This is a genomic window from Comamonas sp. Z3, assembly GCF_008121565.1.
Taxonomy (GTDB): domain Bacteria; phylum Pseudomonadota; class Gammaproteobacteria; order Burkholderiales; family Burkholderiaceae_C; genus Comamonas; species Comamonas brasiliensis.
In genome coordinates this window covers 248,210-273,059 of the sequence record NZ_VOQU01000008.1, presented here as the reverse complement: position 1 = coordinate 273,059, position 24,850 = coordinate 248,210, and the positions used below count along the sequence as shown (strand labels likewise).

Sequence of the window (24,850 nt, the reverse complement as noted above, 5' to 3'; positions counted from 1 at the left end):
CTGCCCGTCCATCCGCCTTATTTCCTCGCCGAGACCGCCAATCCATGGTTCAGACCACACAGCAGCCACGCCATATTCTTTGCATGAAATGGGGCACCAAATACGGCCCGGAGTACGTCAACCGACTCTATGCCATGGTGCGCCGCCATCTCAGCGGAGATTTTCGCTTTGTCTGCCTGACCGACAGCACAGAGGGGATTCGCTCCGAAGTGGAGTGCTTTCCCATTCCCGACCTGAACATTCATCTGGCTCCCGGCCAGCGTGACGGCGCCTGGAAGAAGCTGACCACCTTCGAGCGCGACCTGCATGGCCTAAAGGGTCAGGCTCTGTTCCTGGACCTGGATGTGGTGATCGTGGGCAGCCTCGATGAGTTCTTCACGCTGCCTGGCGAGTTCCGCATCATTCACGACTATCCGCGCTTCTGGCGCTTTGGCGAGCGCATTGTCGGCAACTCCTCGGTCTACCGCTTCGAGCTGGGCGCCCATGCCGATGTGCTGGAGCATTTCCGGGCGCACACCGAAGAAATGCGTGCCAAGTACCGCAACGAGCAGGAGTACCTGTCGCACTTTCTGCACAAGCAGGGCAAGCTGGACTACTGGCCTGCCGCTTGGTGCCCCAGCTTCAAGTACTACTGCATTCCGACCTGGCCCAGCAATTACTGGAAGGAGCCGCTGCCGCCCGCCGATGCGCGCATCGTGATCTTCCACGGCGAAGTGAACCCGCCCGACGCCCTGGAAGGCCGTCGCAACAAGCGCTTTCGCCATATCGAGCCGGCTAGGTGGATCGAGAAGGCCTGGGGCTGAAGGACGGCTGCAGTTGCAGCCTCAAAAACAGAAGGCGTTGACCGCGAGGTTCAACGCCTTTTTTTGTGCCCGCCTGACCGATGGATCAGCGCGAGCCCGGCCTTGTCAGCGGTGTCAGCGATACTTGGCATCGACCAGCGGATGCCCCTTCATGCGCGAGAGAATCGACAGCGGGCTGGCCGCAGGGTTGTACTCGCTGCCGGGCGGCAGGAACAAGGTCTGCTCCAGCATGTACTGCCCCGACATGACGGCATGCACGGCCTGATCGGAGAAGCACACCCAGGAGGAACCTGCCGCGAAAGGCACGGTCTCCTGCGGCGCATTCTTCTGGTAGTCGGCGTCGCCCTTCATGCCGTCGTGCAGCTGCAGCATCAGATGGTCGTATTCGCTGCGATAGGACTTGGTCACATGCAGCAGCTCCAGTGCCTTGGCTTGCCAGGCGCTGTAGGGCTTGGCACGCGGCACGAAGCGCTTGGCCACATCGGTGAAAGGCTCGCCCACACGCCAGACGCGCGGTTGGCCATCGGGATTGACATTGGTAAAGACACGCAGAATGCGCTCGCCATAGTTGGGCCGCGAAGGAAAGGCATCCACATGCATGCGCTTGTCGTCGGCACGCCAGGACTGTGCCCGCGTTTCCACCTGCGAGGGGCGGTAGCTGGTGGGCGCCATGCGTACCACCGGCATATAGGCGGGAAACAGCCCTGCGATCAGCGCCGTGGCCTGCTCGCGAAAGCGTCCGACCATGGCCGCCACCTGGGCCTGCGTGGCCTCGTCGCCCGCCACGCCCTTGATCGAGCCATCCACGTTGAGGCTGATATTGCGTGTCTTGGGATCGCGCACATCGGGGCGCAGCAGGGTTTTTTCCTGCTCGGAGAGCTCAAAGCTCAGCTGAGGAAAGTACAGCACCTTGCCGGCTTCGACGGCAGCAGTCCATTCATCGCGCCCCTGGACGTTACTCCAGTCGGTCGCGTCGATTTTTACGATTTGAGATTCCATGGCCTGGGCAGTGTACTCCCCGCAGCTGGCGCGGGCTTGCACTGGATCAAGCCGGCTTGCGCGCGCCCGCCACACGCCACAGCACGATGGCGGCGCACAGCCACTGCAGCGCATACATGCCGGTGCCCACGCTGTGCCAGAGCCTGAGGTTCTCGCGCGCCACGATCTTGGGTGACACGCCGTACTGCACCAGCAGCGCCAGCAACATGCCGGCGATCACAAAACCGATAGCTGCTTGCGCCCATTGCTCAAGCTTTTCAGCATGCTTTCGCTTTGAAAACACCAGCAGAAAAGCGCAACATGCTATGGAAATCCAGGTCTGCGCGGCGAACAACTTGGCCGCCATAAAACCCGCCAGAGCCGGCGTGGGCAGATGGGCAAACAGCATGGGCACGGCCACAAAGCCGATGGCGCTCAGGCTGCCCCACCACAGAGCCGCAAAGAAAACGGGAAAGCGTTCAAACATCATGGCGAAATTTCAGCATGGCAGAGCGCAAACCAGAGATGCCGAGCAAGAGCCGCCTCGCAGCAAGGGCATCGTCCCCTCCCGCAGTGCGAAGCGCGTAGAGAGAGGGGAAGGCGCGCAGCGCCTCAGGGGTGATTAGATGTACTTTACGCCTACGATCTCGTAGCGGCGCTCGCCGCCCGGTGCCTGCACCACGGCGGTATCGCCCTCTTCCTTGCCGATCAAGGCGCGGGCAATCGGGCTGGACACATTGATCAGGCCGTGCTTGAGATCGGCCTCGTCCTCGCCCACGATCTGGTAGGTCACGGCCGAGCCGCTGTCTTCATCTTCCAGATCCACGGTCGCGCCGAACACCACGCGGCCGCCGGCATCCAGCTCGGTCGGGTCGATGACCTGCGCGGCGGACAGCTTGCCTTCGACCTCGATGATGCGGCCTTCGATGAAGCCCTGTTGCTCCTTCGCGGATTCATATTCGGCGTTTTCGCTCAGGTCACCCTGGGCACGGGCCTCTGCAATGGCTTGAATGACCGCGGGACGATCCACCGTCTTCAGGCGTTGCAGTTCCACCTTGAGCTTTTCTGCTCCGCGCTTGGTGATTGGGATGGTGGCCATGATCAAGTCTCCAAATTCAGCAAACGCCGCGCCCAGCGCGGCACCTCTCGCACAGGCCTGAGTGACAACGTCAAACAGGGGCCTGTGCCCCAAAAGCAAACCGCCGCACGTTGCCGCGCGGCGGTTCAAATACATTACCGCAGATTATGCCGTGTTTGCTGCGACACAAGCGCGGTAAAAACCCGGCAGCCCTTGCGGGCTGCTTCGGGCGTCAGCCTTTTCAGGCCTTGGTCAGCATGGCATGCAGCTCTTGCACCGAGTGCACGTCCAGGCTGCCGCGCATGGCCTTCATGCCTTCCACGGCCGCTTCCGCGCCGAAGATGGTGGTGAAGGTGGTCACGCGTGCCAGCAGCGCGCTGGTACGGATCTGGCGCGAGTCGGCGATGGCGTTGCGGCGCTCTTCCACGGTGTTGATGACCAGGGCGATTTCGCCGTTCTTGATCATGTCCACGATGTGGGGGCGGCCCTCGGTGACCTTGTTCACCGTCTGCACCTCGATGCCGGCCTCGGCAATCGCCGTGGCCGTGCCACGTGTGGCGCACAGGCTGTAACCCATGGCGGCCAGTTCCTTGGCCACGGCCACGGCACGGGTCTTGTCGTTGTTCTTCACCGACAGGAAGACCTTGCCTTCGGCAGGCAGGTGCACGCCGGCACCCATCTGGCTCTTCACAAAGGCTTCACCAAAGGTCTTGCCCACGCCCATGACTTCACCGGTGGACTTCATCTCGGGGCCGAGGATGGTGTCCACACCAGGGAACTTCACGAACGGGAACACGGCTTCCTTGACGCTGAAGTAAGGCGGCGTGACTTCCTTGGTGATGCCCTGCTCGGCCAGAGTCTGGCCGGCCATGCAGCGCGCAGCCACCTTGGCCAGTTGCACACCGGTGGCCTTGGAGACGAAAGGCACGGTGCGCGAGGCGCGGGGATTCACTTCCAGCACGTAGATCACGTCCTGGCCGTCCGCTTCCTTGATGGCGAACTGCACGTTCATCAGGCCCACCACATGCAGGCCTTCGGCCATGGCGGCGGTCTGGCGCTTGATTTCAGCGACGGTTTCGGCCTTCAGGTAGTAAGGAGGCAGCGAGCAGGCGGAGTCACCGGAGTGAACGCCGGCTTGCTCGATGTGCTCCATCACGCCGCCGATATACACGGCGCCGGTCTTGTCGCGCACGCAGTCCACATCGCACTCGATGGCGTTGGACAGGAAGTGATCCAGCAGCACGGGAGAGTCGTTGGAGACCTTCACAGCTTCGCGCATGTAGCGCTCGAGGTCGCGCTGCTCGTGCACGATTTCCATGGCACGGCCGCCCAGCACATAGGAAGGACGCACCACCAGGGGGTAACCCAGGCCGGCAGCCTTTTCCAGGGCTTCGGCTTCGGTACGTGCAGTGGCGTTGGGAGGCTGACGCAGACCCAGTTCGTTGAGCAGTTTCTGGAAGCGCTCGCGGTCCTCGGCGGCATCGATCATGTCGGGCGTGGTGCCGATGATCTTCACGCCTTCGCGCTCCAGGCCCAGGGCCAGCTTCAGAGGCGTCTGGCCGCCGTACTGCACGATCACGCCTTCGGGCTGCTCCACATCCACGATTTCCAGCACGTCTTCCAGCGTCAGGGGCTCGAAGTACAGGCGATCGGAAGTGTCGTAGTCGGTGGACACGGTCTCGGGGTTGCAGTTGACCATGATGGTTTCGTAACCATCTTCGCGCATGGCCATGGCGGCGTGCACGCAGCAATAGTCGAACTCGATGCCCTGGCCGATACGGTTCGGGCCACCGCCCAGCACCATGATCTTCTTCTTGTCCGTGGGAGCGGCTTCGCACTCTTCGTCATACGTGGAGTACATGTATGCGGTGTTGGAAGCGAACTCTGCCGCGCAGGTGTCCACGCGCTTGAACACGGGACGCACCTTCAGCGCCTTGCGCGCTTCGCGCACGGCCTTGTCGCTGGTGTGCAGCAGCTTGGCCAGGCGGCGATCGGAGAAGCCCTTTTGCTTGAGGCTGCGCAGGGTCTGCGCATCCAGAGCCGCCAGAGCGCCTTCGCCCTTTTCTTCGTACAGCTTGTCCAGCTCGAGTTCGATCTTGACGATCTCTTCGATCTGCACCAGGAACCACTTGTCGATCTTGGTGATGTTGTGCACTTCGTCCAGCGACCAACCGGCAGCGAAAGCGTCGCCCACATACCAGATGCGGTCGGGACCGGGCTCGCCCAGCTCCTTTTCCAGGATTTCGCGATCCTGGGTCTTTTCGTTCATGCCGTCCACGCCCACTTCCAGGCCGCGCAAGGCCTTCTGGAAGGATTCCTGGAAGGTACGGCCGATGGCCATCACTTCGCCCACGGACTTCATCTGCGTGGTCAGGCGGTTGTCGGCAGCAGGGAACTTCTCGAAGGCGAAACGCGGGATCTTGGTGACCACGTAGTCGATCGAAGGCTCGAACGAAGCGGGGGTCTTGCCACCGGTGATTTCGTTCTTGAGCTCGTCCAGCGTGAAGCCCACGGCCAGCTTGGCCGCGATCTTGGCGATGGGGAAGCCCGTGGCCTTGGAAGCCAGTGCCGAGGAACGCGAGACGCGGGGGTTCATCTCGATGACGATCATGCGACCGTCCTTGGGATTCACCGAGAACTGCACGTTGGAGCCACCCGTGTCCACACCGATTTCGCGCAGAACGGCCAGAGATGCACTACGCATGATCTGGTATTCCTTGTCGGTCAGTGTCTGGGCCGGCGCCACGGTGATGGAGTCACCGGTGTGCACGCCCATGGGGTCCAGGTTTTCGATGGAGCAGACGATGATGCAGTTGTCGGCGGTGTCACGCACCACTTCCATCTCGTACTCTTTCCAGCCCAGCAGGGATTCTTCGATCAGCAGCTCGTTGGTGGGCGAAGCCTCCAGACCGCGCTTGCAGATGGTTTCGAATTCCTCGGGGTTGTAGGCAATGCCGCCGCCTGTGCCGCCCAGCGTGAAGCTGGGGCGGATGACGGTGGGGAAGCCCATCTGCTTTTGCACGGCCCAGGCTTCGTCCATGGAGTGGGCGATGCCGGAGCGCGCGGAGCCCAGACCGATCTTGGTCATGGCGTCCTTGAACTTCAGACGGTCTTCGGCCTTGTCGATAGCTTCGGGCTTGGCGCCGATCAGCTCGACCTTGTACTTGTCCAGCACGCCGTTCTTCCACAGGTCCAGCGCGCAGTTCAGCGCGGTCTGGCCACCCATGGTGGGCAGGATGGCATCGGGACGTTCCTTGGCAATGATCTTCTCGACCGTCTGCCAGGTGATGGGCTCGATGTAGGTGACGTCGGCCGTGGCCGGGTCCGTCATGATCGTGGCGGGGTTGCTGTTGATCAGGATGACCTTGTAACCCTCTTCGCGCAGGGCCTTGCAGGCCTGCACGCCGGAGTAGTCAAACTCGCAGGCCTGACCGATCACGATGGGACCGGCGCCAATGATCAGAATGCTTTTAAGGTCGTTGCGCTTAGGCATTGTTGTGTTTCTCCATCAGCGCTGTGAAGCGGTCAAACAGATAGCCGATATCGTTGGGGCCGGGCGATGCTTCGGGGTGACCCTGGAAGCAGAAGGCAGGCACATCGGTGCGCTCCAGACCTTGCAGCGTGCCGTCAAACAGGCTGATGTGCGTGGCGCGGGCATTGGCGGGCAGCGACTCGATCTCCACCGCAAAACCGTGGTTCTGGCTGGTGATGCTGACGCGACCGGAGTCCAGGTCCTTCACGGGGTGGTTGGCGCCGTGATGGCTGTTCTGCATCTTGAAGGTCTTGGCGCCGGAGGCCAGAGCCATGATCTGGTGACCCAGGCAGATGCCGAACAGAGGCTTCTTGGCGGCCATGATCTCTTGCGCAGCGGCAATGGCGTAGTCGCAAGGCTCGGGGTCGCCAGGGCCGTTGGACAGGAACACGCCGTCGGGGTTCAGGGCCAGTACGTCCTTGGCAGGCGTCTGGGCAGGCACCACGGTCACGTCGCAGCCGCGCTCGGCCAGCATGCGCAGAATGTTCTTCTTCACGCCGAAGTCGTAGGCCACGACCTTGAACCTGGGCGCTTCGAGCTGGCCGTAGCCTTCGCCCAGCTTCCACTCGGTTTCAGCCCAGGGATAGGACTTGTCGGTGGTCACGACCTTGGCCAGATCCAGGCCCTTCATGCTGGGTGCGGCCTTGGCTGCGGCGATGGCCTCGTCGATCTTGGCCTGGGTGACTTCTTCACCAGCGGCCAGACCCACGATTGCGCCGTTCTGCGCGCCGTGATCACGCAGCAGTCGCGTGAGCTTGCGGGTGTCGATATTGGCGATGGCGACGGTCTTACCTTCGGTCAGGTACTCGGACAGCGTCTGCGTGCTTCGGAAGTTGCTGGCCAGCAGGGGCAGGTTCTTGATGATGAGACCTGCGGCATGGATCTTGTCAGCTTCGACGTCTTCAGGATTGACACCGTAGTTGCCGATGTGCGGATACGTGAGTGTCACGATCTGCTGGCAATAGCTGGGGTCGGTGAGGATTTCCTGGTAGCCGGTCAGCGAGGTGTTGAAAACGACTTCGCCAACAGTGGTGCCTTGCGCACCAATCGAGTTGCCAATAAAGACCGTGCCGTCTGCGAGCGCCAGAATGGCGGATGGGAAATTTCCCTTGAGAGACAAAAGCACTGGGTTCTCCGGTTTTTTAATTACGGTTACGCCCAACGAAGCCCCGGCGTGTGCGCTGGGACATTTGTGTCTGCAGGGAATGGCGAGGAAGCGTCGCTAGGCGTATGAAGGAATGCTTGAAAGCCGCCCATTATAGGCTCTGTCCGCTTCACCCCTTTGAAGCGCCCCGGGATTACCCTCTACGGCGTAGCATGCTTACGCTGCTCGCATGCAGGCAGATCGCGGCCGCAGCAGCCACATTGAGTGACTCCTCACCTCCGGGCTGCGCAATGCTGATGCGGCGCTGCGCCATCTCCATCAGCGCCTCGCCCACACCCTGCCCTTCGTGACCCATGGCCCAGGCACAGGGCCAGGGCAGATCAGCCTCATGAATCAATGTCCCCTGATGGGAGCTGGTCACTACCAGGGGCACTTGCAGGGCTTTCACATCCTCGACCGAGGCCGCCTCGACCAGATGCAGACCGAAGTGAGCGCCCATTCCTGCGCGCAGCACCTTCTGACTCCACAGCGCGGCCGTGCCCTTGAGCGCCACAATCTGGGTGAAACCGAAGGCCGACGCGCTGCGCAGGATACTGCCCACGTTGCCGGCATCCTGCACGCGGTCCAGCACCACGGTGGCGATGCCGGACTGCGCCTGCAAGGCCGCGTCCCAGTCCATCACATAGCCCATGCGGGCGGGAGATTCCAGACTGCTGATCTCGTCGAACAAGGCATCGGCCAGCACCACGACCTTGCTGGCAGCCTGCACCCACTCTTCGGGCGCCTGGGGCCAGAAAGACTGCGCAAAAACGGCAACCTTTGGTTTCAGATCCCGCACCAGGGCCGCACGGCAAAGATGATCGCCTTCCAGCCAGACCTGCCCCTGTTTGCGGTAGGCCGTGCTGTCCTGGGACAGGCGGCGCAGTTCCTTGACGAAAGCGTTGTCGCGCGAATGAATGTCCGTGACCTGGGGGCGTGCAGCCATGTCGACCTCTGAGAAAAAACAAAAACCCGGCATGCAAGCGCCTGGCCGGGCCTGAAAAAAGAACACGACTTACGCAAAACGGGCTCAGGCCGGGCGACTGCCTCAGAAGGCAGGCCGTCGTGGCATTCTTGTTCGCGTAAGTCCCAAAGAAGATAGAGCGCCCGAGCAGCCCCTGCGCCCCACTCGGGAATGCAGGCCCGACCATCAGGCGCGCATCAGACGTAGAGCAAAGCCTGCGACATCTGCAGGCTGGAAGTCACCCCCGACAGCCCGGTCTCGCACAGCACGGGCTGGGCCGCTGCGCCAGCGCACACCTGGCCGGCCTGCAGCACCTGGGCCACGGGGGCAAAAGAGCGCCTGTGCTCGGCCGTCGCACCGTGGGCACGCAAGGCCTGCAGATGCGCGGCCGTGCCATAGCCCTTGTGTCCTGCAAAGCCGTACTGAGGATACTGGGCGTCCAGGCGCTCGCACCAGCGGTCGCGCGTGACCTTGGCCAAGATGGAGGCCGCCGAAATGGCCTGCACCAGCGAGTCACCCTTGACGATGGCCTCTGCCTGCACATCGATCTGAGGCAGCTGGTTGCCATCCACCAGCACCAGCACGGGCTTGAGGCGCAAACCCATCACCGCGCGGCGCATGGCCAGCAGCGTGGCCTTGAGGATGTTGATCTCGTCGATCTCCTGCACCGAGGCCTGCGCTATGCAAAAGCACAGCGCCTTGGCGCGGATCTCGTCGTAGAGCACCTCGCGACGGTTGGCCGTGAGCTTCTTGGAATCGTTCAGCCCGGCAATGGGCTTCATGTCGTCCAGAATGACGGCAGCAGCCACCACCGGGCCGGCCAGGGGGCCGCGCCCTGCCTCATCCACCCCGGCAACCAGCCCGGGCGGATGCCAGGGCAGGCAGCCTTGCTCAAGCAGCGGGGGTGGCAATGATTTTTTGGATCGCATGGGCAGCCAGTTCGGCGGTATCGCGGCGCAGTTCGTGATGTAGCGCGGTGAAGCGCTCAACCAGCGCTTCAATGGTGACAGGAGAATCCTGGCTGGCTCTGAGCCAGCCCAGCGCGGCCTGGGCCAGTGCCTCGGGCGTTGCCGCATCCTGCAGCAGCTCGGGCACGACGAAGTCGCCGCACAGAATATTGGGCAGTCCCACCCAGGGCTGCAGTTGCTTGCGCTTCATGAGGCGCCAGCTCCAGGGGTGCATGCTGTAGCTGATGACCATGGGACGCTTGTAGAGCGCGGCCTCCAGCGTGGCGGTGCCGCTGGCAATCAGCGTGCAGTCGCAGGCCGCCAGCACATCGTGGGACTGGCCCTTGACGATCAGGCATCGGTCCTGCATGCCGGCCTCGGCCGCAATGCGCTGCACTTCCTCGTAGAGCGAAGGCACGGCCGGCACCACGATCCGGGTCTGCGGCAACGCCTTCTGGACCAGCGCCGCAGCCTTGAAAAAGCCCGAGGCGATATAACGCACCTCGGAGCGGCGGCTGCCGGGCAGCAGGGCCAGCACCAGACCCTCTTCGGCCAGGCCCAGGCGCGCACGCGCGGCCGCCCTGTCGGGATGCAACGGAATCACCTGCGCCAGCGGATGGCCGACGTAGGTGGCTTCGATGCCATGCTGGGCCAGCAGCTCGGGCTCGAACGGAAAGATGCACAGCACATGGTCAGCCGCGCGCCGGATTTTCTCCACGCGATCGGCACGCCAGGCCCAGATCGAAGGGCAGACAAAATGCACGGTCTTGATGCCGGCTTCGCGCAAGCCCGTTTCCAGCCCCAGGTTGAAGTCGGGCGCATCCACGCCCACGAACACCGAGGGCGGATGCGCAATCAGGCGCTGGCGCAGCTTTTTGCGAATTCCGAGCAGTTCGGCCACGCGGGCCAGCACCTCCCAGCTGTAGCCGTGCACGGCCAGACGCTCGGACTGCCACCAGGCGTCAAAGCCGCGCTCCTGCATCCTGTCGCCGCCGATCCCCATGGAGCTTGCATCGGGCCAGCGCTGACGCAGACCGTCCAGCAACAGCGAAGCCAGCAGATCGCCCGAGGCCTCGCCAGCCACCATGGCAATGCGGGGCGCTACGGAATCCGCAGCAGCTTGCGCTTGCTTATTAGGCATTTCAGAGCTATTCACGACTCAAATCCAGATGGAGACAGCGCAAGCTGCTATCAACGTGTGATGCCACTGGTCGCCGATGACAGAAAGGACTGCATGAAGTCCACATCCTGCACGGCTTCGGGCGTTGCCAACTTGATCGCATCCATGGCCGCAATGGCCTGCTCCAGCGTCAGGCCCTGGCGGTACAGCAGCTTGTGCATCTCGCGCACCGCGGCAATACGCGCATCCGAGAAACCGCGGCGCTTGAGACCGATCAGATTCACGCTGCGCGCGGCCAGCGGATTGCCATCCACCGTCATGAAGGGCGGCACATCCTTGTTCACATGGGCCTGAAAGCCCACCATGGCGTGCGCGCCGATGCGCATGCGTTGCAGCACGCCGGTCAGCCCACCGATGGTCACCCAGTCGCCGACATGCACATGGCCTGCCAGCGTTGTGTTGTTGGCCAGCGTGGTCTGGTTGCCGATGACGCAGTCATGCGCGATGTGCACATAGGCCATGATCCAGTTGTCATTGCCGATGATGGTCTCGCCGCGGTCCTGCATGGTGCCGGTGTTGAAGGTACAGAACTCGCGCACGGTGTTGCGGTCGCCCATCACCAGACGCGTGGGCTCGCCCGCGTACTTCTTGTCCTGGGGCTGCGCACCCAGCGATGCGAACTGGAAGATGTGGTTGTCTTCACCAATCGTGGTGTCGCCCTCGATCACGCAATGCGCGCCCACCTTGCTGCGGGCGCCAATGCGCACCCTGGGGCCGATGACGGCATACGGCCCCACCGACACCGAGGTGTCGAGCTGGGCCGCGGGGTCCACCAGGGCGGTGGGATGAATCAAGCTCACAGCCGCCATCAATGCTTATCCCACGTGGCGCATGGTGCACATCAGCTGGGCTTCGGCAGCCACTTCGCCATCCACGCTGGCGACGGCATTGAACTTCCAGATGCCGCCGCGCACGCGGTCGATGGTGATCTCCAGGGCCAGCTGGTCTCCCGGCACCACGGGGCGCTTGAAGCGCGCCGAGTCGATACCCACGAAGTAGTAGATATTGTTTTCGTCGGGCACCTGACCCATGGCATCGAAAGCCAGCAGGCCGGCGGCCTGGGCCAGAGCTTCAAGAATCAGCACGCCGGGCATGACGGGACGGCCGGGGAAGTGCCCGGTGAAGAACGGCTCGTTGAAGGTGACGTTCTTGATCGCCTTGATGCGTGTGTTGCGCTCAAGCTCCAGCACCCGGTCCACCAGAAGAAAGGGATAGCGGTGAGGCAGTTGCTTGAGAATTTCTTGAATATCCATCATCAATTTCCGTTGTTGCTTTGCCGGCCCTCAGCCAGCGCTTGTTCAAGCTTCTTGACCCGCTCCCGGAGCGTGTACAGCTGCCTGAAGGTTGCAGCGTTCTTTTCCCATTGCTCGTTTTCTTGCAGCGGAAAGATGCCTGTATAAAAACCTGCCTTGGGCAAGGAGCGAGTGACCATGGAGGTCGGCGAAATCACCGTACCGTCCGCAATCGTCAAATGCCCCAGGATATTGGCCGCGCCACCGATCTGGCAGTGCCTGCCAATGCGCGCACTGCCCGCAATACCGGTATTGCCGGCAATCACCGTATGCGCGCCAATATGAACATTGTGGGCAATCTGTACGAGATTATCGATCTTGACACCGTCTTCGATGATGGTGTCGTCGAGTGCCCCACGATCCACGCAGGTGTTGGCGCCGATTTCCACATCGTTGCCGATGCGCACGGCCCCCAGCTGCTCGATCTTCTCCCATCGGCCTGCCGATGGCGCAAAGCCGAAACCGTCGGCTCCGATGACCACGCCCGGATGCACGATGCAGCGCTCGCCCACCACACAGCCCTGGCCTATGGTGACGCGCGACTTCAGTACCGTATCGGCACCGATGACGGCGCCCGCCTCCACCACGCACTGCGGCCCCACACAGGCGCTGGCATGCACCTGGGCCGTGGCATCCACCACGGCGCTGGCATGAATGCCGCTGGGCCTGCCGCCTTGCTGCTGCGCCTTCCACCACTGGGTGGCTCGCGCGAAATAGGCATAGGGATCGGCCGTGACAATGCAGGCACCGCGCTGCGCCGCTTCATCGCGCAGCGCCGGCGCCACAATGACACAGGCCGCCTGTGAGGCGGCCAGTTGCTGGCGATAGCGGGGATTGCTTAAAAAGCTCAGATCACCGTGACCCGCAGAGTCCAGCGGAGCGATGCGCGAGATGGTCATCTCGCGCTCGCCGCCGATCAGTTCTCCACCGAGCGCATCGAGAATCTGTCCCAATAGAACGCTCACAAAAGTATCCCTGGGATTACTTTGCGCCGTTCAGGGCCTTGATGACCTTGTCGGTGATATCGAACTTGGGGTTGATATACACGGCCTCTTGCAGGATGACGTCGTACTTTTCAGCCTCGGCCACTTGCTTGACAACCTTGTTGGCACGGTCGAGCACCGTGGCCAGCTCTTCGTTCTTGCGGGCGTTCAGGTCTTCCTGGAATTCGCGGCGCTTGCGCTGGAATTCGCGGTCCTGATCCACCAGCTGACGCTGGCGCGAAGCGCGCTGGCTTTCGGACATGGTGGTGGCTTCACGCTCGAACTTGTCCGAAGCAGTCTTCAAGGAATTGCCCTGATCGACCAAATCCTTTTCACGCTTAGAAAACTCCTGCTCAAGCTTGGCTTGGGCAGCCTTGGCAGCGGATGCCTCACGGAAGATGCGATCCGTGTTCACAAAACCTGCCTTGAATTCCTGTGCATGCGCAGAGACGGCCATGGCGCCAAGCAGCACAGCCAGAGAAAGATGGCTAGAGAGAGATTTCATTAGAAAGATGTTCCGATTTGGAATTGCAGTTTCTGGATTCTATCGCCGGTTTCCTTACGGATTGGTTGAGCATACGCCAAACGCAGAGGACCCAGCGGCGAAATCCAGCTGATACCGATACCGGTGGAAGCACGCAGGGTCCCCAGATCCATGCTTTCACCTTCCGCCCACACATTACCCACGTCCACGAAGCCGAACAGACGCAAGGTCCTGTCGTTGCCCGCTCCGGGGAATGGAACCATGAATTCGCCATTCAGGGTCAGCTTGCGGGTACCGCCCAGGGCCAGATTGGTGTTCACGGAATCGTGCTTGCCCAGAGAGCCTTGCTCGAAGCCGCGCACCGAGCCGAGACCGCCCGAGTAGAAGTTCTTGAAGATGGGATAGGGATTACCGCCCAGGCCCTTGCCCCAGCCCAGCTCGCCGTTCAGGGCGATCGTGTACTTCTTGTTCAGCGGGATGTATTGCTGAATCTGGTAGTTGGCCTTCGCATAGCGCATATCGCTCATGAACGAGGCTTCCAGATTCACGCGCTGATAGCGGCCTGCATTCGGAGCCAGGGCACTGTCGCGGTTATCGCGAGACCAGCCCAGCGTCAGGGGAATGCCGGTCTTGGAGCAGCCGACATTCGCACCGACAGCGCCGCCGCAATATTCGTTGTAGACCTCGGGCATATAGGTGCCCGGCTTGATTTCATTGCCTTCGACACCGGCACCGAAGAAGATGGTATCCACTTCGCTGAAGGGCACGCCGAAACGCACGCTGGCACCCTTGGTGATGATCTTGTAGGCGCCATCGTCATAGTAGGGACGGATGGTGCGGTAGTACAGGTCATAGGTGCGCGAAATACCCGTATCCGTGAAATAGGGATTCGTGGTCGACACCACCATGGTGCGGTTGTACTTGCTGGTGTTGATGTCCAGGCCCAGATAGTTGCCCGAGCCGAAAACGTTTTCCTGCTTGATACCGAAGGACAGCGAGACCTTTTCGGCGCTGGAGAAACCGGCACCCAGCTGGATCGAGCCCGTGGGCTTTTCCACCACGTTGATCATCAGATCGACCTGGTCGGGAGAGCCCGGCACTTCCTGGGTTTCGATCTCAACCTGGGTGAAGAAGCCCAGACGGTCGACACGGTCGCGCGACAGCTTGATCTTCTGGCCGTCATACCAGGAGGCTTCGAACTGGCGGAACTCGCGGCGGATCACTTCGTCGCGGGTCTTGTTGTTGCCGCTGACGCTGATGCGACGGATATAGGCACGGCGCGAAGGCTGAGCCTGCAGCACCAGGGACACACGGTTGTTGGTACGGTCGATTTCGGGCACGGCTTCCACCTTGGCGAAAGCAAAACCGAAATTGCTGTAATAGTCGGTAAAAGCCTTGATGGTCTCGGAAACCTGGTCGGCGTTATAAGGCTCTCCGGGCTTGATCTTGACCAGCGACTTGAACTCGTCGTCACGATCCAGGTAGTTGCCTTCGAGCTTCACGCCCGAGACCACATACTGGTTGCCTTCGTGAATGTTCACGGTCAGGCCGATGCTCTGCTTGTCGGGAGAAATGGCGACCTGCGTGGACTCCACGCGGAACTCCAGATAGCCGCGCTGCAGATAGTAGGAGCGCAGCGACTCCAGATCGGCATTGAGCTTGTTGCGCGCGTAGCGGTCGGACTTGGTGTACCAGCTCATCCAGTTGCCCGTGTCCTGATCGAACAGGTCCTTGAGCGTGGATTCCTTGAAGGCCTTGTTGCCCACAATGTGGATTTCGTTGATCTTCGCGGGCTCGCCTTCAGAGACGGTGAAGGTCAGGTTCACACGGTTGCGCTCGATAGGCGTCACCGTGGTCACAACCTCCGCGCCGTACAGGCTGCGGTTGATGTACTGGCGCTTGAGCTCCTGCTCGGCACGGTCGGCCAAGGCCTTGTCGAAAGGACGACCGTCGGCCAGACCTACATCGCGCATGGCCTTGAGCAAGGTGTCCTTGTCGAACTCCTTGGTGCCGGCAAAATTCACCTCGGCAATGGTGGGACGCTCTTCCACGACCACCACCAGCACATTGCCATTGGCCTCCAGACGCACGTCCTTGAACAGGCCCAGTGCAAACAGCGAGCGGATGGCCGCTGCGCCCTTCTCGTCGTTGTAGTCATCACCCACGCGCAAAGGCATGGAAGCGAACACCGTACCGGGCTCCACTCGCTGCAAACCCTCGACGCGGATATCTTGAACCTTGAAGGGCTCCAGCGCCCATGCCGCTTGCGCAGCTAAAACCATAGCAGCCAGGGCAGTTGCAGAGCGCACGCCCAAGCGATTGAAATGTTTTTTCATGAGTGGAAATCGCCGCGAATGCGGCCTACCGTAGCGATAAAAATTAGCCCCAGAGCCGGTTGATATCGTTGAAAAAGGCGACTGACATCATCAGCAGTATGACTGCGATGCCTGCACGCTGCAGTCTTTCAGCCCAGACATCGGAGACACTACGTCCCGTCAGACCTTCCCAAAGATAATACATCAGGTGCCCACCGTCCAGAACGGGCAATGGTAGCAGGTTGAGAACGCCCAGGCTGATGCTGATCAAGGCGAGAAACGACAGGTATTGCACCAACCCCATGCTCGCGGACTTGCCCGCGTAATCGGCGATCGTCAGAGGGCCGCTGATATTCTTGAGCGAGGCCTGGCCGATCAGCATGCGCCCCATCATGCGCAGCGTCATGGAAGACAGCTCCCAGGTCCTGTGCACACCGGCACTCAGGCCATCGAGAAAGCCGCGGCGCACCAGCACCATTTCCGGCTGGCTGCCAATGAAGGCATTCACGCGTGCCGCAGGCGCCTGACCGTCCTTGCCAGGTACTACTTCCGGTTGCACCTGCAGATTCAGACGCTGGCCCGCGCGCTCCACAACCCATGCCTGGGGCTGCACCTCGCCGGACTGCCCCGAGGCACGGATCAGGGCACGCGCCTGCGCGCCATCCTGGACTGCCTGAGCATTGATGCTGAGCAGCACATCGCCTTTTTGCAGGCCCGCCTTGTCTGCCGGACCGCCTGCGACAATCTCGTCTATGACTGCACGACTCCAGGCTCCCTGCAGCCCTACCTTGTCAAAGAAAGCTGCATCTGGTTCCTTTTGTTGCAAAGAAGCGAGATCCAGCGGCACGATGCGCGCCGCGCCATGTGCCTGGTCAGCCACTTCCAGCTGCAAGGACTCGCCTTCAATGGCCGCAGTCGTCACCAGCCAGCGCAAATCACCCAGGGCACGCACAGGCTGCCACTCCTGGCCTCCCACGGAGGCACGCTGCACCCAGTCGCCACTTTGAATACCGGCCTGCTGCAGCAAGCTGCCAGCCGCGGGCGCGGCAAGCCGTGCTGCAGGCTCGTTCGTTCCCACCCAGTTGACCACGGTCAGCAGCGCCACGGCCAGCACCAGATTGGCTGCCGGCCCCGCCGCAACAATGGCTGCGCGTGCGCGCAAAGGCTGGTTGTTGAAGGCCAGATGCTTTTCCTCAGGCCTGACCGCGCCCTCGCGCTCGTCAAGCATGCGCACATAGCCACCCAGAGGCAGCGCCGCGATCACATACTCGGTGCCCGACTTCTTGCCGACCCAGCGCAACAGCGGCTTGCCAAAGCCCACGGAGTAACGCAGCACCTTGACACCGCAGGCCACGGCAACGCGATAGTGGCCCCACTCATGCACCGCAATCAGAACGCCGAGCGCCACGACGAAAGCCACAACTGTCAGCAACACCTGAAACTCCTTTTTGCCAATCGATGCTTGGAGTGCGCGCCAGGCCGCAAGTTCAACCGCCGCCCGGCAAGCACCCGCACTTCGCGCCCGTTCAGCGCGCCCACTGGCCGGCTATGGCGACCGCGCTCTCGCGTGCTCGCGCATCGAGCGCCATCAGATCTTCAAGACTGCTCACGGCGCCCGGTTGCACGGATTCCAGCGTCTGCAGGTTGACGGCATGAATGCGGTCAAACGACAGGCGACGCTCCAGGAAGGCGGCGACTGCCACTTCGTTCGCGGCGTTGAGCACCGTGGTCGTACCCTCGGGCGCGCGCAGTGCCTGCCAGGACAGATGCAGGCCGGGAAAGCGATGCGCATCCGCCTCCTCGAAGGTCAGCGCCGCCAGCTTGGCAAAATCCAGCACCGGCGCGCCGCTCTCGATGCGCTCGGGCCAGGCCAGACCGCAGGCAATCGGCACCCGCATATCGGGCGTTCCCAGCTGAGCGAGCACCGACGAATCCTTGAACTGCACCATGGAGTGCACGATCTGCTGCGGATGAATTACCACCTTGATCTTCTCGGGCGCCATATCGAACAGCCAGCGCGCCTCGATCACCTCCAGCGCCTTGTTCATCATGGTGGCCGAGTCCACCGAGATCTTGCGCCCCATGGAGAAGTTGGGGTGCGAGCAGGCCTGCTCGGGAGTGATTGCAGACAGTGTCGCCGGGTCGCGTTGGCGGAACGGACCGCCCGAGGCCGTCAGCAGCAAGGAGTCGACGCGCTCGGCCCAGGTGCTGCTGTCTTCGGGCAGGCACTGGAAGATGGCGGAGTGCTCGCTATCGATGGGCAGCAAGGTGGCGCCATGACGCTTGACGGTGTCCATGAACAGCGCACCGCCCACCACCAGGGCTTCCTTGTTGGCCAGCAGCAGGCGCTTGCCCGCTCTGGCCGCTGCCAGACAGGGGGCCAGTCCGGCCGCACCGACAATCGCCCCCATGACCGCATCGACATCAGGATGAGATGCTATCGCTTCAAGAGCGTTCCGCTCTTGAAGGACCTGCGTCTGAAGTCCGTGCAACTGGATCTTCTCGGCCAGCTGCTGTGCATGGGGCGCACTGGCCATCACGGCGAACTGCGGCTTGAACTGCGCGCATTGACTGAGCATCAGATCCACTTGCGTGGCAGCACTCAGCGCGAAGATTTCGTATTGATCAGGGTGGCGTGCCACCACATCCAGGGTATTGGTTCCAATGGAACCGGTAGAACCCAGAACCGTGATTTTCTGCTTCATGGATGCACAAAGGATGAGAGCATCATCGCCAACGGCAGTGTGGGCAGGAGGGCATCAATGCGATCCAGGACACCACCATGGCCGGGCAGCAAGCCGCTGCTGTCCTTGACACCGACGCTGCGCTTGATGAGGGATTCGACCAGGTCGCCCACCACACTCATCGCAGCCATAAACACCGCAGCCAGCAACAGGAACCAGAGCCCTCGTGACTGCAGCACCGAATAGAAACTGGGAACACCGGCGCCGTAGTGGCGATCTGCCCAGCTCCAGACCAGAGCCAGAACAACCACTCCCAGCATGCCCCCCCAGACACCTTCCCAGCTCTTGCCGGGACTGATGGAAGGAGCCAGCTTGTTCCTGGTGAACTTCAGGCCGAAAGTGCGGCCTGCAAAATAGGCAAATACATCGGCCACCCAGACCAGCACCAGGACCGAAAGCAGGAAGTTGATGCCGATATTGCGCGCCTGCACCGCGGCCAGCCAGGCCAGCCACAATGCCAGCACGCCGCCAACCAGACGGACTGCAGCCGGAATATGCGGCCAGCCCGTCACGCCAGCACGCAGCAGCAGCACGCCCCCCAGCACCCATAGGCAACCCGCAATCAGCCACACCATGGACAGAGGCTGGTCAACCCAGCCGGCCCACCAGGAGCCCGCGCATAGCGCCGTACAGACAGCCCCCAGACCCAGCGAGCCTGCCTGCCCGAAGCCGTTGAGACGCCCCCACTCCCAGGCACCAGCCGCCATGAACAACAGCATCAGTGCCGAAAAAGGCACGGTGCTGGCCGTATAAAACAATGCAGGCAGCAAAATGGCCAGCAAAATCAAGGCGGTAATGACGCGCTGCTTGAGCATGGCACCTCTTATGGTTATGCCGTCAGGGTGACGGCAGATGATGGTTGAATCTGCTCTGAAGTCTGGCCGAAACGGCGCTCCCGACCGCCAAACACGGCAATGGCCTCGTCAAGAGCGGCCTCGTCGAAATCAGGCCACAGGGCATTGCTGAAGAACAGCTCGGTGTAGGCAGCCTGCCAAAGCAGAAAATTGCTGATGCGGGTTTCGCCGCCTGTGCGGATCATCAGATCAGGATCAGGCACATGCGCCAGGGCCATGGCCCTATCCAGATTCTCCGGACTCAGTTCCAGCCCCTGGGCCACCAGCTTCTGCGCTGCTTGCGCGATGTCCCAGCGGCCACCGTAGTTGAAGCAGACATTGAGAACCAGGCGCGTGTTGTGCGCAGTGATGCGCTCGGCCTCGGCCAGGCCCTCACGGACCTTGTCGCTCAGACCCTGACGGTCTCCGACAAAGTACAGGCGCACGCCGTCGCGGCTGAGTTGCGCAACTTCCTTGGCCAGGGCATTGGCCAGCAGGCTCATGAGGCCTGAGACCTCTTCCTGAGGCCGGTTCCAGTTCTCGGAGGAAAACGCAAATACCGTGAGCACCTGCACGCCACGCTCTACGCAGGCACGAGCGCAGCGGCGCAGGGACTCCACGCCCTGCTTGTGACCTGCAAGACGTGGAAGCAGACGGCGCTTGGCCCACCGCCCGTTGCCGTCCATGATGACGGCGATATGGCGCGGAACCGCGCCGTTTTTCTTGGATGTCAAAAGTGCAGGTCCTTTGGCAAGACTCAGACCGCCATGATGTCCTGCTCCTTGGCCGCCACCAGCGTGTCGACCTCGGCAATGTGCTTGTCGGTGATCTTCTGGATTTCGGCTTCGGAGCGCTTCTGATCGTCTTCAGAGGCCTCTTTGTCCTTGACCAGCTTCTTCACGCTTTCATTGGCATCGCGGCGCAGGTTGCGGATGGCAATCTTGCCGTTCTCACCTTCGTTGCGGGCGAGCTTGGTCATTTCCTTGCGGCGCTCTTCACTCATGGGAGGCATGGGCACGCGGATCAGGTCACCCATGGAGGCGGGATTCAGACCCAGATCGCTTTCGCGAATGGCCTTTTCCACCTTGGCGGCCATGTTCTTTTCCCAGGGCTGCACGCTGATGGTGCGGGAGTCCAGCAGGGACACATTGGCCACCTGGGACAGGGGCACCATGGAGCCGTAGTACTCGACGTGAATGGCGTCCAGCAGCGCGGGGTTTGCACGGCCGGTGCGCACGCGCGCCAGGTTGTTCTTCAAAGCCTCGATGGACTGGCCCATCTTGGTTTCGGTGTTCTTTTTGATTTCAGCGATCGTCATGTTCTTGTTCCTTTGCGAGCATTGGGCGGCAAAACGCTCAAGCGTACACCAGAGTGCCTTCGTCTTCACCCATGACCACGCGCTTGAGTGCGCCGGGCTTGACGATGGAGAACACGCGGATCGGCAGCTTCTGGTCGCGGCACAGCGCGAAAGCCGTGGCATCCATGATGCCCAGGTTGCGCGAGATGGCTTCATCGAAAGCCAGCTTGTCGTAGCGCGTGGCCGAGGGATCCTTGACCGGGTCGGCCGTGTACACGCCGTCCACCTTGGTGGCCTTGAGCACGACTTCGGCGCCGATTTCAGCACCACGCAGCGCAGCTGCGGTGTCGGTGGTGAAGAAGGGGTTGCCCGTACCGGCAGCGAACACCACGACCTTGCCCTCTTCAAGGTACTGCAGCGCCTTGGGGCGCACATAGGGCTCCACCACCTGCTCGATACCGATGGCCGACATCACGCGCGCCGTCAGGCCCTGCTTGTCCATGGCGTCGGCCAGGGCCAGGGCATTCATCACCGTGGCCAGCATGCCCATATAGTCGGCAGTCGCACGATCCATGCCGACTGAGCCACCTGCCACGCCACGGAAGATATTGCCGCCGCCGATCACCACGGCAACCTGCACACCCACCTTGGTCACTTCCACGATCTCGGCAACCATGCGCTCAATGGTTGCACGGTTGATGCCGAACTGGTCATCTCCCATTAACGCCTCCCCCGACAGCTTGAGCAAGATGCGCTTGTGGGCTGGAATGGCGTTGGACATGGTGTTTCTCCGGTGGAAGTTGAATAAGTATGAAAACGGGAGGGGAATAAATCAATCGCGGCTCTTGGCCGCGATTGTTGCTAAGGCTTAGGTTTAAGCACCAGCCTTGGCTGCTGCCACCTGGGCAGCCACTTCAGCGGCGAAGTCATCGGTCTTCTTCTCGATGCCTTCACCCACGACAAACATCGTGAACGCCTTCACATTGGTATTGGCAGCCTTGAGCATCTGGGCCACGGTTTGCTTGCCGTCGGCAGCCTTCACGAAGACCTGGTCGGCCAGGGACACTTCCTTCAGGTACTTCTGAACGGAACCTTCCACCATCTTGGCGACGATGTCGGCGGGCTTGCCGGATTCGGCAGCCTTGCCTTCGGCCACTGCGCGTTCCTTGGCGATCAGCTCGGCAGGCACGTCAGCGGAAGTCAGGGCCACGGGCTTCATGGCAGCCACATGCATGGCCACGTCCTTGGCAGCAGCAGCGTCGCCGTCGAACTCGACCACCACGCCGATGCGGGTGCCGTGCACGTAGGCAGCCAGGCCAGCGCCGTTGAAAGCCTTGAAGCGACGGAAAGACATGTTCTCGCCGATCTTGCCGATCAGGCCCTTGCGCACATCTTCCAGAGTGGGGCCGTAGCCGTCTTGTTCGTAGGCCAGGGCGCCCAGGGCGTCCAGGTCAGCGGGGTTGTGCTCGGCGACCAGCTTGGCAGCGGCGTTGGCCATGGCCAGGAAGCTGTCGTTCTTGGACACGAAGTCGGTTTCGCTGTTCACTTCGATCAGGCCGCCCTTGCCGCCTTCGATGAAAGCAGCCACAACGCCTTCAGCAGTCACGCGGGAAGCGGCCTTGCCAGCCTTGGTACCCAGCTTGACGCGCAGCAGCTCTTCAGCCTTGGCCATATCGCCATCAGCTTCGGTCAGAGCCTTCTTGCATTCCATCATGGGAGCGTCGGTCTTGGCGCGCAGTTCGGCGACCATGCTTGCAGTAATTGCCATCGTATTTCTCCAGTATCAGTTCGATTCGTTACAGGATTCCGGCTAAAAAAACGGGGCTACCTAGAGCCCCGCTTTTTCTCGCGATGCGGTCGCGCAGCCGGACTTCGCTTAGGCGGCGGACTCTTCCACTTCCACGAACTCGTCGCCGTTCTCACCGGCAGCAGCCTTCACCACGTCGTTCAGACGGGCTTCGCGGCCTTCCAGGATAGCGTCGGCGATGCCTTGGGCGTACAGCTGCACGGCCTTGGCGGAGTCATCGTTACCAGGGATCACGTAGTCGATGCCTTCGGGGTTGTGGTTGGTATCAACCACGCCGATCAGAGGAATGCCCAGCTTCTTGGCTTCAGCGATAGCGATCTTGTGGAAGCCCACATCGATCACGAAGATGGCGTCGGGCAGGCCGTTCATGTCCTGAATGCCGCCGATGTCCTTTTCCAGCTTTTCCAGTTCGCGAACGAACATCAGCTGTTCCTTCTTGGACATGGATTCCAGACCAGCTTCTTGCTGAGCCTTCATGTCCTTCAGACGCTTGATGGAGGTCTTGACGGTCTTGAAGTTGGTCAGCATGCCGCCCAGCCAGCGCTGGTCGACGAAGGGCACGCCAGCGCGCTTGGCTTCTTCGGCCACCAGCTCGCGGGCTTGACGCTTTGTACCCACCATCAGGATGGTGCCGCCGTTAGCAGTCAGCTGCTTGGCGAACTTCTGGGCTTCCTGGAACATCGGCAGGGACTTTTCCAGGTTGATGATGTGGATCTTGTTACGGGCGCCGAAGATGAACGGAGCCATCTTGGGATTCCAGAAACGGGTTTGGTGACCGAAGTGGACGCCGGCTTCCAGCATCTCGCGCATTGTTACTGCCATGTTAATTACCTCAAAGGTTGGGTCTAAAATCCGGCCCAACGATTGCAGCCGCCTTGAAAAAGCGATCGCAACACCTTGGATAGGCCGGTTTGCTATTTGCCTTGCCGACTTAAAAGCAGGTGCTGCAAGGTGCAAAACGCCATCGCATCAACCACTTTCAGAGCTTTTCAAGTCAATCCTCACGGAATAACCCTTAGCAAAGCCGCAAGATTTTAGCACATCGCCATGCAACTCGACCTCAGTCACCTCACTCTCGAGATCCGCGAAGGCCGCCAAAGCGCCGCAAACCTCATGCAAATGAGCATTGCTGCCGCGCAAAGTCCCTTGTGCGCCAACGTTTTCAGCCAGACTTTCTTTGACGAGGCACGCTGGGCCGCTGCAGAAACACCAACGACTGCCCCCCTGGCCGGCCTGGCCATCTCGGTCAAGGATTTGTTTGACACCCGAGGCGCACGCAGTGCCGCCAGCTCCCTGGTGCTGCAGGATGCTCCTGTCGCCCGGGCAGACGCCGCGGCCGTCGCCCGCCTGCGCGCGGCAGGTGCCGCCATCATCGGCCGCACCCATATGGTCGAGTTCGCTTTTTCCGGCGTGGGTGTGAATCCGCATTTCGGTACCCCTGCCGCGCTGGATGCCCGCCACCCCGCCAATCCTCAGCTGGCCCCCACATGGCCGGCCCGCATTCCAGGTGGCTCCTCGTCAGGAGCAGCTGTATCCGTCGCCAGCGGCGCCGCCTGGGCGGCTCTGGGCTCGGACACCGGGGGTTCCATCCGCATTCCCGCTGCGCTCAATGGACTGGTGGGCTTCAAAAGCACGGCCAGGCTGGTGCCCACCGAAGGAACCGTGCCACTCTCGCCCACACTGGACACTGCCTGCGCCATTACGCGCAGCGTGCGCGATGCCGTGCTGCTGCACGAGATCCTGGCCGAGCGCAAAGTCACCAAGGACGAACGCAGCCTGAGCCAGTGGCGTCTGGCAGTGCCGCGCCCCCTGTTCTTCGAACAGATCGAACCCGCCGTGCGCAGCGCCTTCGAACGCAGCATCGCCAAGCTGCAAGCCGGCGGCGCGCAGATCGAATGGATTGACCTGCCCGAGCTGGAAGAGCTGGACGCCATCAACATCATCGGCGGCTTCTCGCCCACCGAAAGCTATGCCTGGCACCGGCACCATCTGCAGGATCCTGCCAAGGCCGAGCTCTACGATCCCCGGGTGCGCTCGCGCATAGAGCGCGGCGCGAGCATGAGCGCTGCCGACTATCTGGATCTGCTGGCCGCGCGCAAGCGCTGGATTGCCAGGATGGAGAGCGCCATTGCCGACTATGACGCCCTGCTCTCGCCGACCACGCCGATCACCGCCCCCACCATTGCATCCGTCGCCCCGGCCAACGGCTTCGATGCTGCGGCCGACCTCAGGCGTGACGAAGAATTTTTCCGCGTCAACGGCCTGCTGCTGCGCAATACCAGCGTGGTCAATATGCTGGACGGCTGCGCGCTGTCACTGCCGTGCCACAACCCGAACGAACTCCCCATGGGCCTGATGATCTGGCATGCCGCCCTGCATGACGACGCCATCCTGAATATCAGCGCGGGCATAGAAGCCGCGCTCCATCACGTCTGACTTCCATTCTTGTAGCTACAACCGCTTATGGTC

At 61.7% G+C, this 24,850-nt stretch carries 23 protein-coding genes; 2 read left to right on the top strand and 21 right to left on the bottom strand.

Annotated features, from left to right (window positions below; genetic code table 11):
* Positions 1–44: 44 nt before the first annotated feature.
* Complete coding sequence (locus FSY59_RS22975) at positions 45–803, top strand: hypothetical protein (RefSeq protein WP_019044272.1); 759 nt, start codon at positions 45–47, stop codon at positions 801–803.
* Positions 804–917: 114 nt separating this feature from the next.
* Here the strand turns inward: FSY59_RS22975 and FSY59_RS22970 are convergent, their stop codons facing one another.
* The 21 genes from FSY59_RS22970 to rpsB form a co-directional block, all read right to left on the bottom strand.
* Positions 918–1,802 carry a Kdo hydroxylase family protein gene (locus FSY59_RS22970; protein WP_148729751.1) on the bottom strand — a complete coding sequence of 295 codons (885 nt, stop codon included), beginning with the start codon at positions 1,800–1,802 and terminating at the stop codon, positions 918–920.
* A 46-nt stretch (positions 1,803–1,848) separates the two neighbouring features.
* A complete protein-coding gene (locus tag FSY59_RS22965) occupies positions 1,849–2,268 on the bottom strand; it encodes a DUF4149 domain-containing protein (protein WP_029158828.1) in 420 nt (139 codons plus the stop codon).
* 135 nt (positions 2,269–2,403) lie between these two features.
* Entirely contained in the window at positions 2,404–2,880 is a 477-nt protein-coding gene (gene greA / locus FSY59_RS22960) for a transcription elongation factor GreA (RefSeq protein WP_003053437.1), read from the bottom strand.
* Positions 2,881–3,100: 220 nt separating this feature from the next.
* Complete coding sequence (gene carB, locus FSY59_RS22955) at positions 3,101–6,352, bottom strand: carbamoyl-phosphate synthase large subunit (protein ID WP_148729750.1); 3,252 nt, start codon at positions 6,350–6,352, stop codon at positions 3,101–3,103.
* Complete coding sequence (carA, locus tag FSY59_RS22950; protein ID WP_003053434.1) at positions 6,345–7,517, bottom strand: glutamine-hydrolyzing carbamoyl-phosphate synthase small subunit; 1,173 nt, start codon at positions 7,515–7,517, stop codon at positions 6,345–6,347. Before carA ends, carB begins: the two co-directional genes overlap by 8 nt.
* A 172-nt stretch (positions 7,518–7,689) precedes the next feature.
* Positions 7,690–8,481, bottom strand: coding sequence for an RNA methyltransferase (locus tag FSY59_RS22945; protein ID WP_003053430.1), 792 nt, complete (start codon positions 8,479–8,481; stop codon positions 7,690–7,692).
* A 215-nt stretch (positions 8,482–8,696) separates the two neighbouring features.
* Positions 8,697–9,428: a ribonuclease HII gene (gene rnhB / locus FSY59_RS22940; RefSeq protein WP_043373937.1), complete on the bottom strand. Its 732-nt coding sequence runs from the start codon at positions 9,426–9,428 to the stop codon at positions 8,697–8,699.
* Positions 9,391–10,587, bottom strand: coding sequence for a lipid-A-disaccharide synthase (gene lpxB, locus FSY59_RS22935; RefSeq protein ID WP_003053427.1), 1,197 nt, complete (start codon positions 10,585–10,587; stop codon positions 9,391–9,393). Before lpxB ends, rnhB begins: the two co-directional genes overlap by 38 nt.
* A gap of 50 nt (positions 10,588–10,637) precedes the next feature.
* Positions 10,638–11,435: an acyl-ACP--UDP-N-acetylglucosamine O-acyltransferase gene (gene lpxA, locus FSY59_RS22930; RefSeq protein ID WP_003053426.1), complete on the bottom strand. Its 798-nt coding sequence runs from the start codon at positions 11,433–11,435 to the stop codon at positions 10,638–10,640.
* Between the two features lie 6 nt (positions 11,436–11,441).
* The gene (gene fabZ, locus FSY59_RS22925) at positions 11,442–11,882 is read right to left on the bottom strand and encodes a 3-hydroxyacyl-ACP dehydratase FabZ (protein ID WP_003053425.1); all 441 of its coding nucleotides are present in this window, start codon (positions 11,880–11,882) and stop codon (positions 11,442–11,444) included.
* Entirely contained in the window at positions 11,882–12,883 is a 1,002-nt protein-coding gene (gene lpxD, locus FSY59_RS22920; RefSeq protein ID WP_019044277.1) for a UDP-3-O-(3-hydroxymyristoyl)glucosamine N-acyltransferase, read from the bottom strand. The genes fabZ and lpxD overlap by 1 nt, the downstream gene beginning before the upstream one ends.
* A 16-nt stretch (positions 12,884–12,899) precedes the next feature.
* The gene (locus tag FSY59_RS22915) at positions 12,900–13,406 is read right to left on the bottom strand and encodes an OmpH family outer membrane protein (protein ID WP_003053423.1); all 507 of its coding nucleotides are present in this window, start codon (positions 13,404–13,406) and stop codon (positions 12,900–12,902) included.
* Positions 13,406–15,721: an outer membrane protein assembly factor BamA gene (gene bamA / locus FSY59_RS22910; RefSeq protein ID WP_003053422.1), complete on the bottom strand. Its 2,316-nt coding sequence runs from the start codon at positions 15,719–15,721 to the stop codon at positions 13,406–13,408. The genes FSY59_RS22915 and bamA overlap by 1 nt, the downstream gene beginning before the upstream one ends.
* 43 nt (positions 15,722–15,764) lie before the next feature.
* A complete protein-coding gene (gene rseP / locus FSY59_RS22905) occupies positions 15,765–17,135 on the bottom strand; it encodes an RIP metalloprotease RseP (protein WP_019044278.1) in 1,371 nt (456 codons plus the stop codon).
* A 91-nt stretch (positions 17,136–17,226) separates the two neighbouring features.
* Positions 17,227–18,405: a 1-deoxy-D-xylulose-5-phosphate reductoisomerase gene (gene ispC, locus FSY59_RS22900; protein ID WP_019044279.1), complete on the bottom strand. Its 1,179-nt coding sequence runs from the start codon at positions 18,403–18,405 to the stop codon at positions 17,227–17,229.
* Entirely contained in the window at positions 18,402–19,259 is an 858-nt protein-coding gene (locus FSY59_RS22895) for a phosphatidate cytidylyltransferase (RefSeq protein WP_148729749.1), read from the bottom strand. Before FSY59_RS22895 ends, ispC begins: the two co-directional genes overlap by 4 nt.
* 14 nt (positions 19,260–19,273) lie before the next feature.
* The gene (uppS, locus tag FSY59_RS22890) at positions 19,274–20,011 is read right to left on the bottom strand and encodes a polyprenyl diphosphate synthase (RefSeq protein ID WP_003053415.1); all 738 of its coding nucleotides are present in this window, start codon (positions 20,009–20,011) and stop codon (positions 19,274–19,276) included.
* A gap of 23 nt (positions 20,012–20,034) precedes the next feature.
* Positions 20,035–20,595, bottom strand: coding sequence for a ribosome recycling factor (gene frr / locus FSY59_RS22885; RefSeq protein WP_003053411.1), 561 nt, complete (start codon positions 20,593–20,595; stop codon positions 20,035–20,037).
* Between the two features lie 37 nt (positions 20,596–20,632).
* On the bottom strand, positions 20,633–21,355 hold the full coding sequence (pyrH, locus tag FSY59_RS22880; RefSeq protein WP_003053409.1) for a UMP kinase: 723 nt from the start codon (positions 21,353–21,355) through the stop codon (positions 20,633–20,635).
* A 93-nt stretch (positions 21,356–21,448) separates the two neighbouring features.
* A complete protein-coding gene (gene tsf / locus FSY59_RS22875; protein WP_003053404.1) occupies positions 21,449–22,342 on the bottom strand; it encodes a translation elongation factor Ts in 894 nt (297 codons plus the stop codon).
* A gap of 108 nt (positions 22,343–22,450) precedes the next feature.
* Positions 22,451–23,203 carry a 30S ribosomal protein S2 gene (gene rpsB / locus FSY59_RS22870; RefSeq protein WP_003053402.1) on the bottom strand — a complete coding sequence of 251 codons (753 nt, stop codon included), beginning with the start codon at positions 23,201–23,203 and terminating at the stop codon, positions 22,451–22,453.
* A 225-nt stretch (positions 23,204–23,428) separates the two neighbouring features.
* Between rpsB and FSY59_RS22865 the strand changes: the two genes are divergently transcribed.
* Positions 23,429–24,817, top strand: coding sequence for an amidase (locus tag FSY59_RS22865; RefSeq protein WP_148729748.1), 1,389 nt, complete (start codon positions 23,429–23,431; stop codon positions 24,815–24,817).
* Positions 24,818–24,850: the final 33 nt, after the last annotated feature.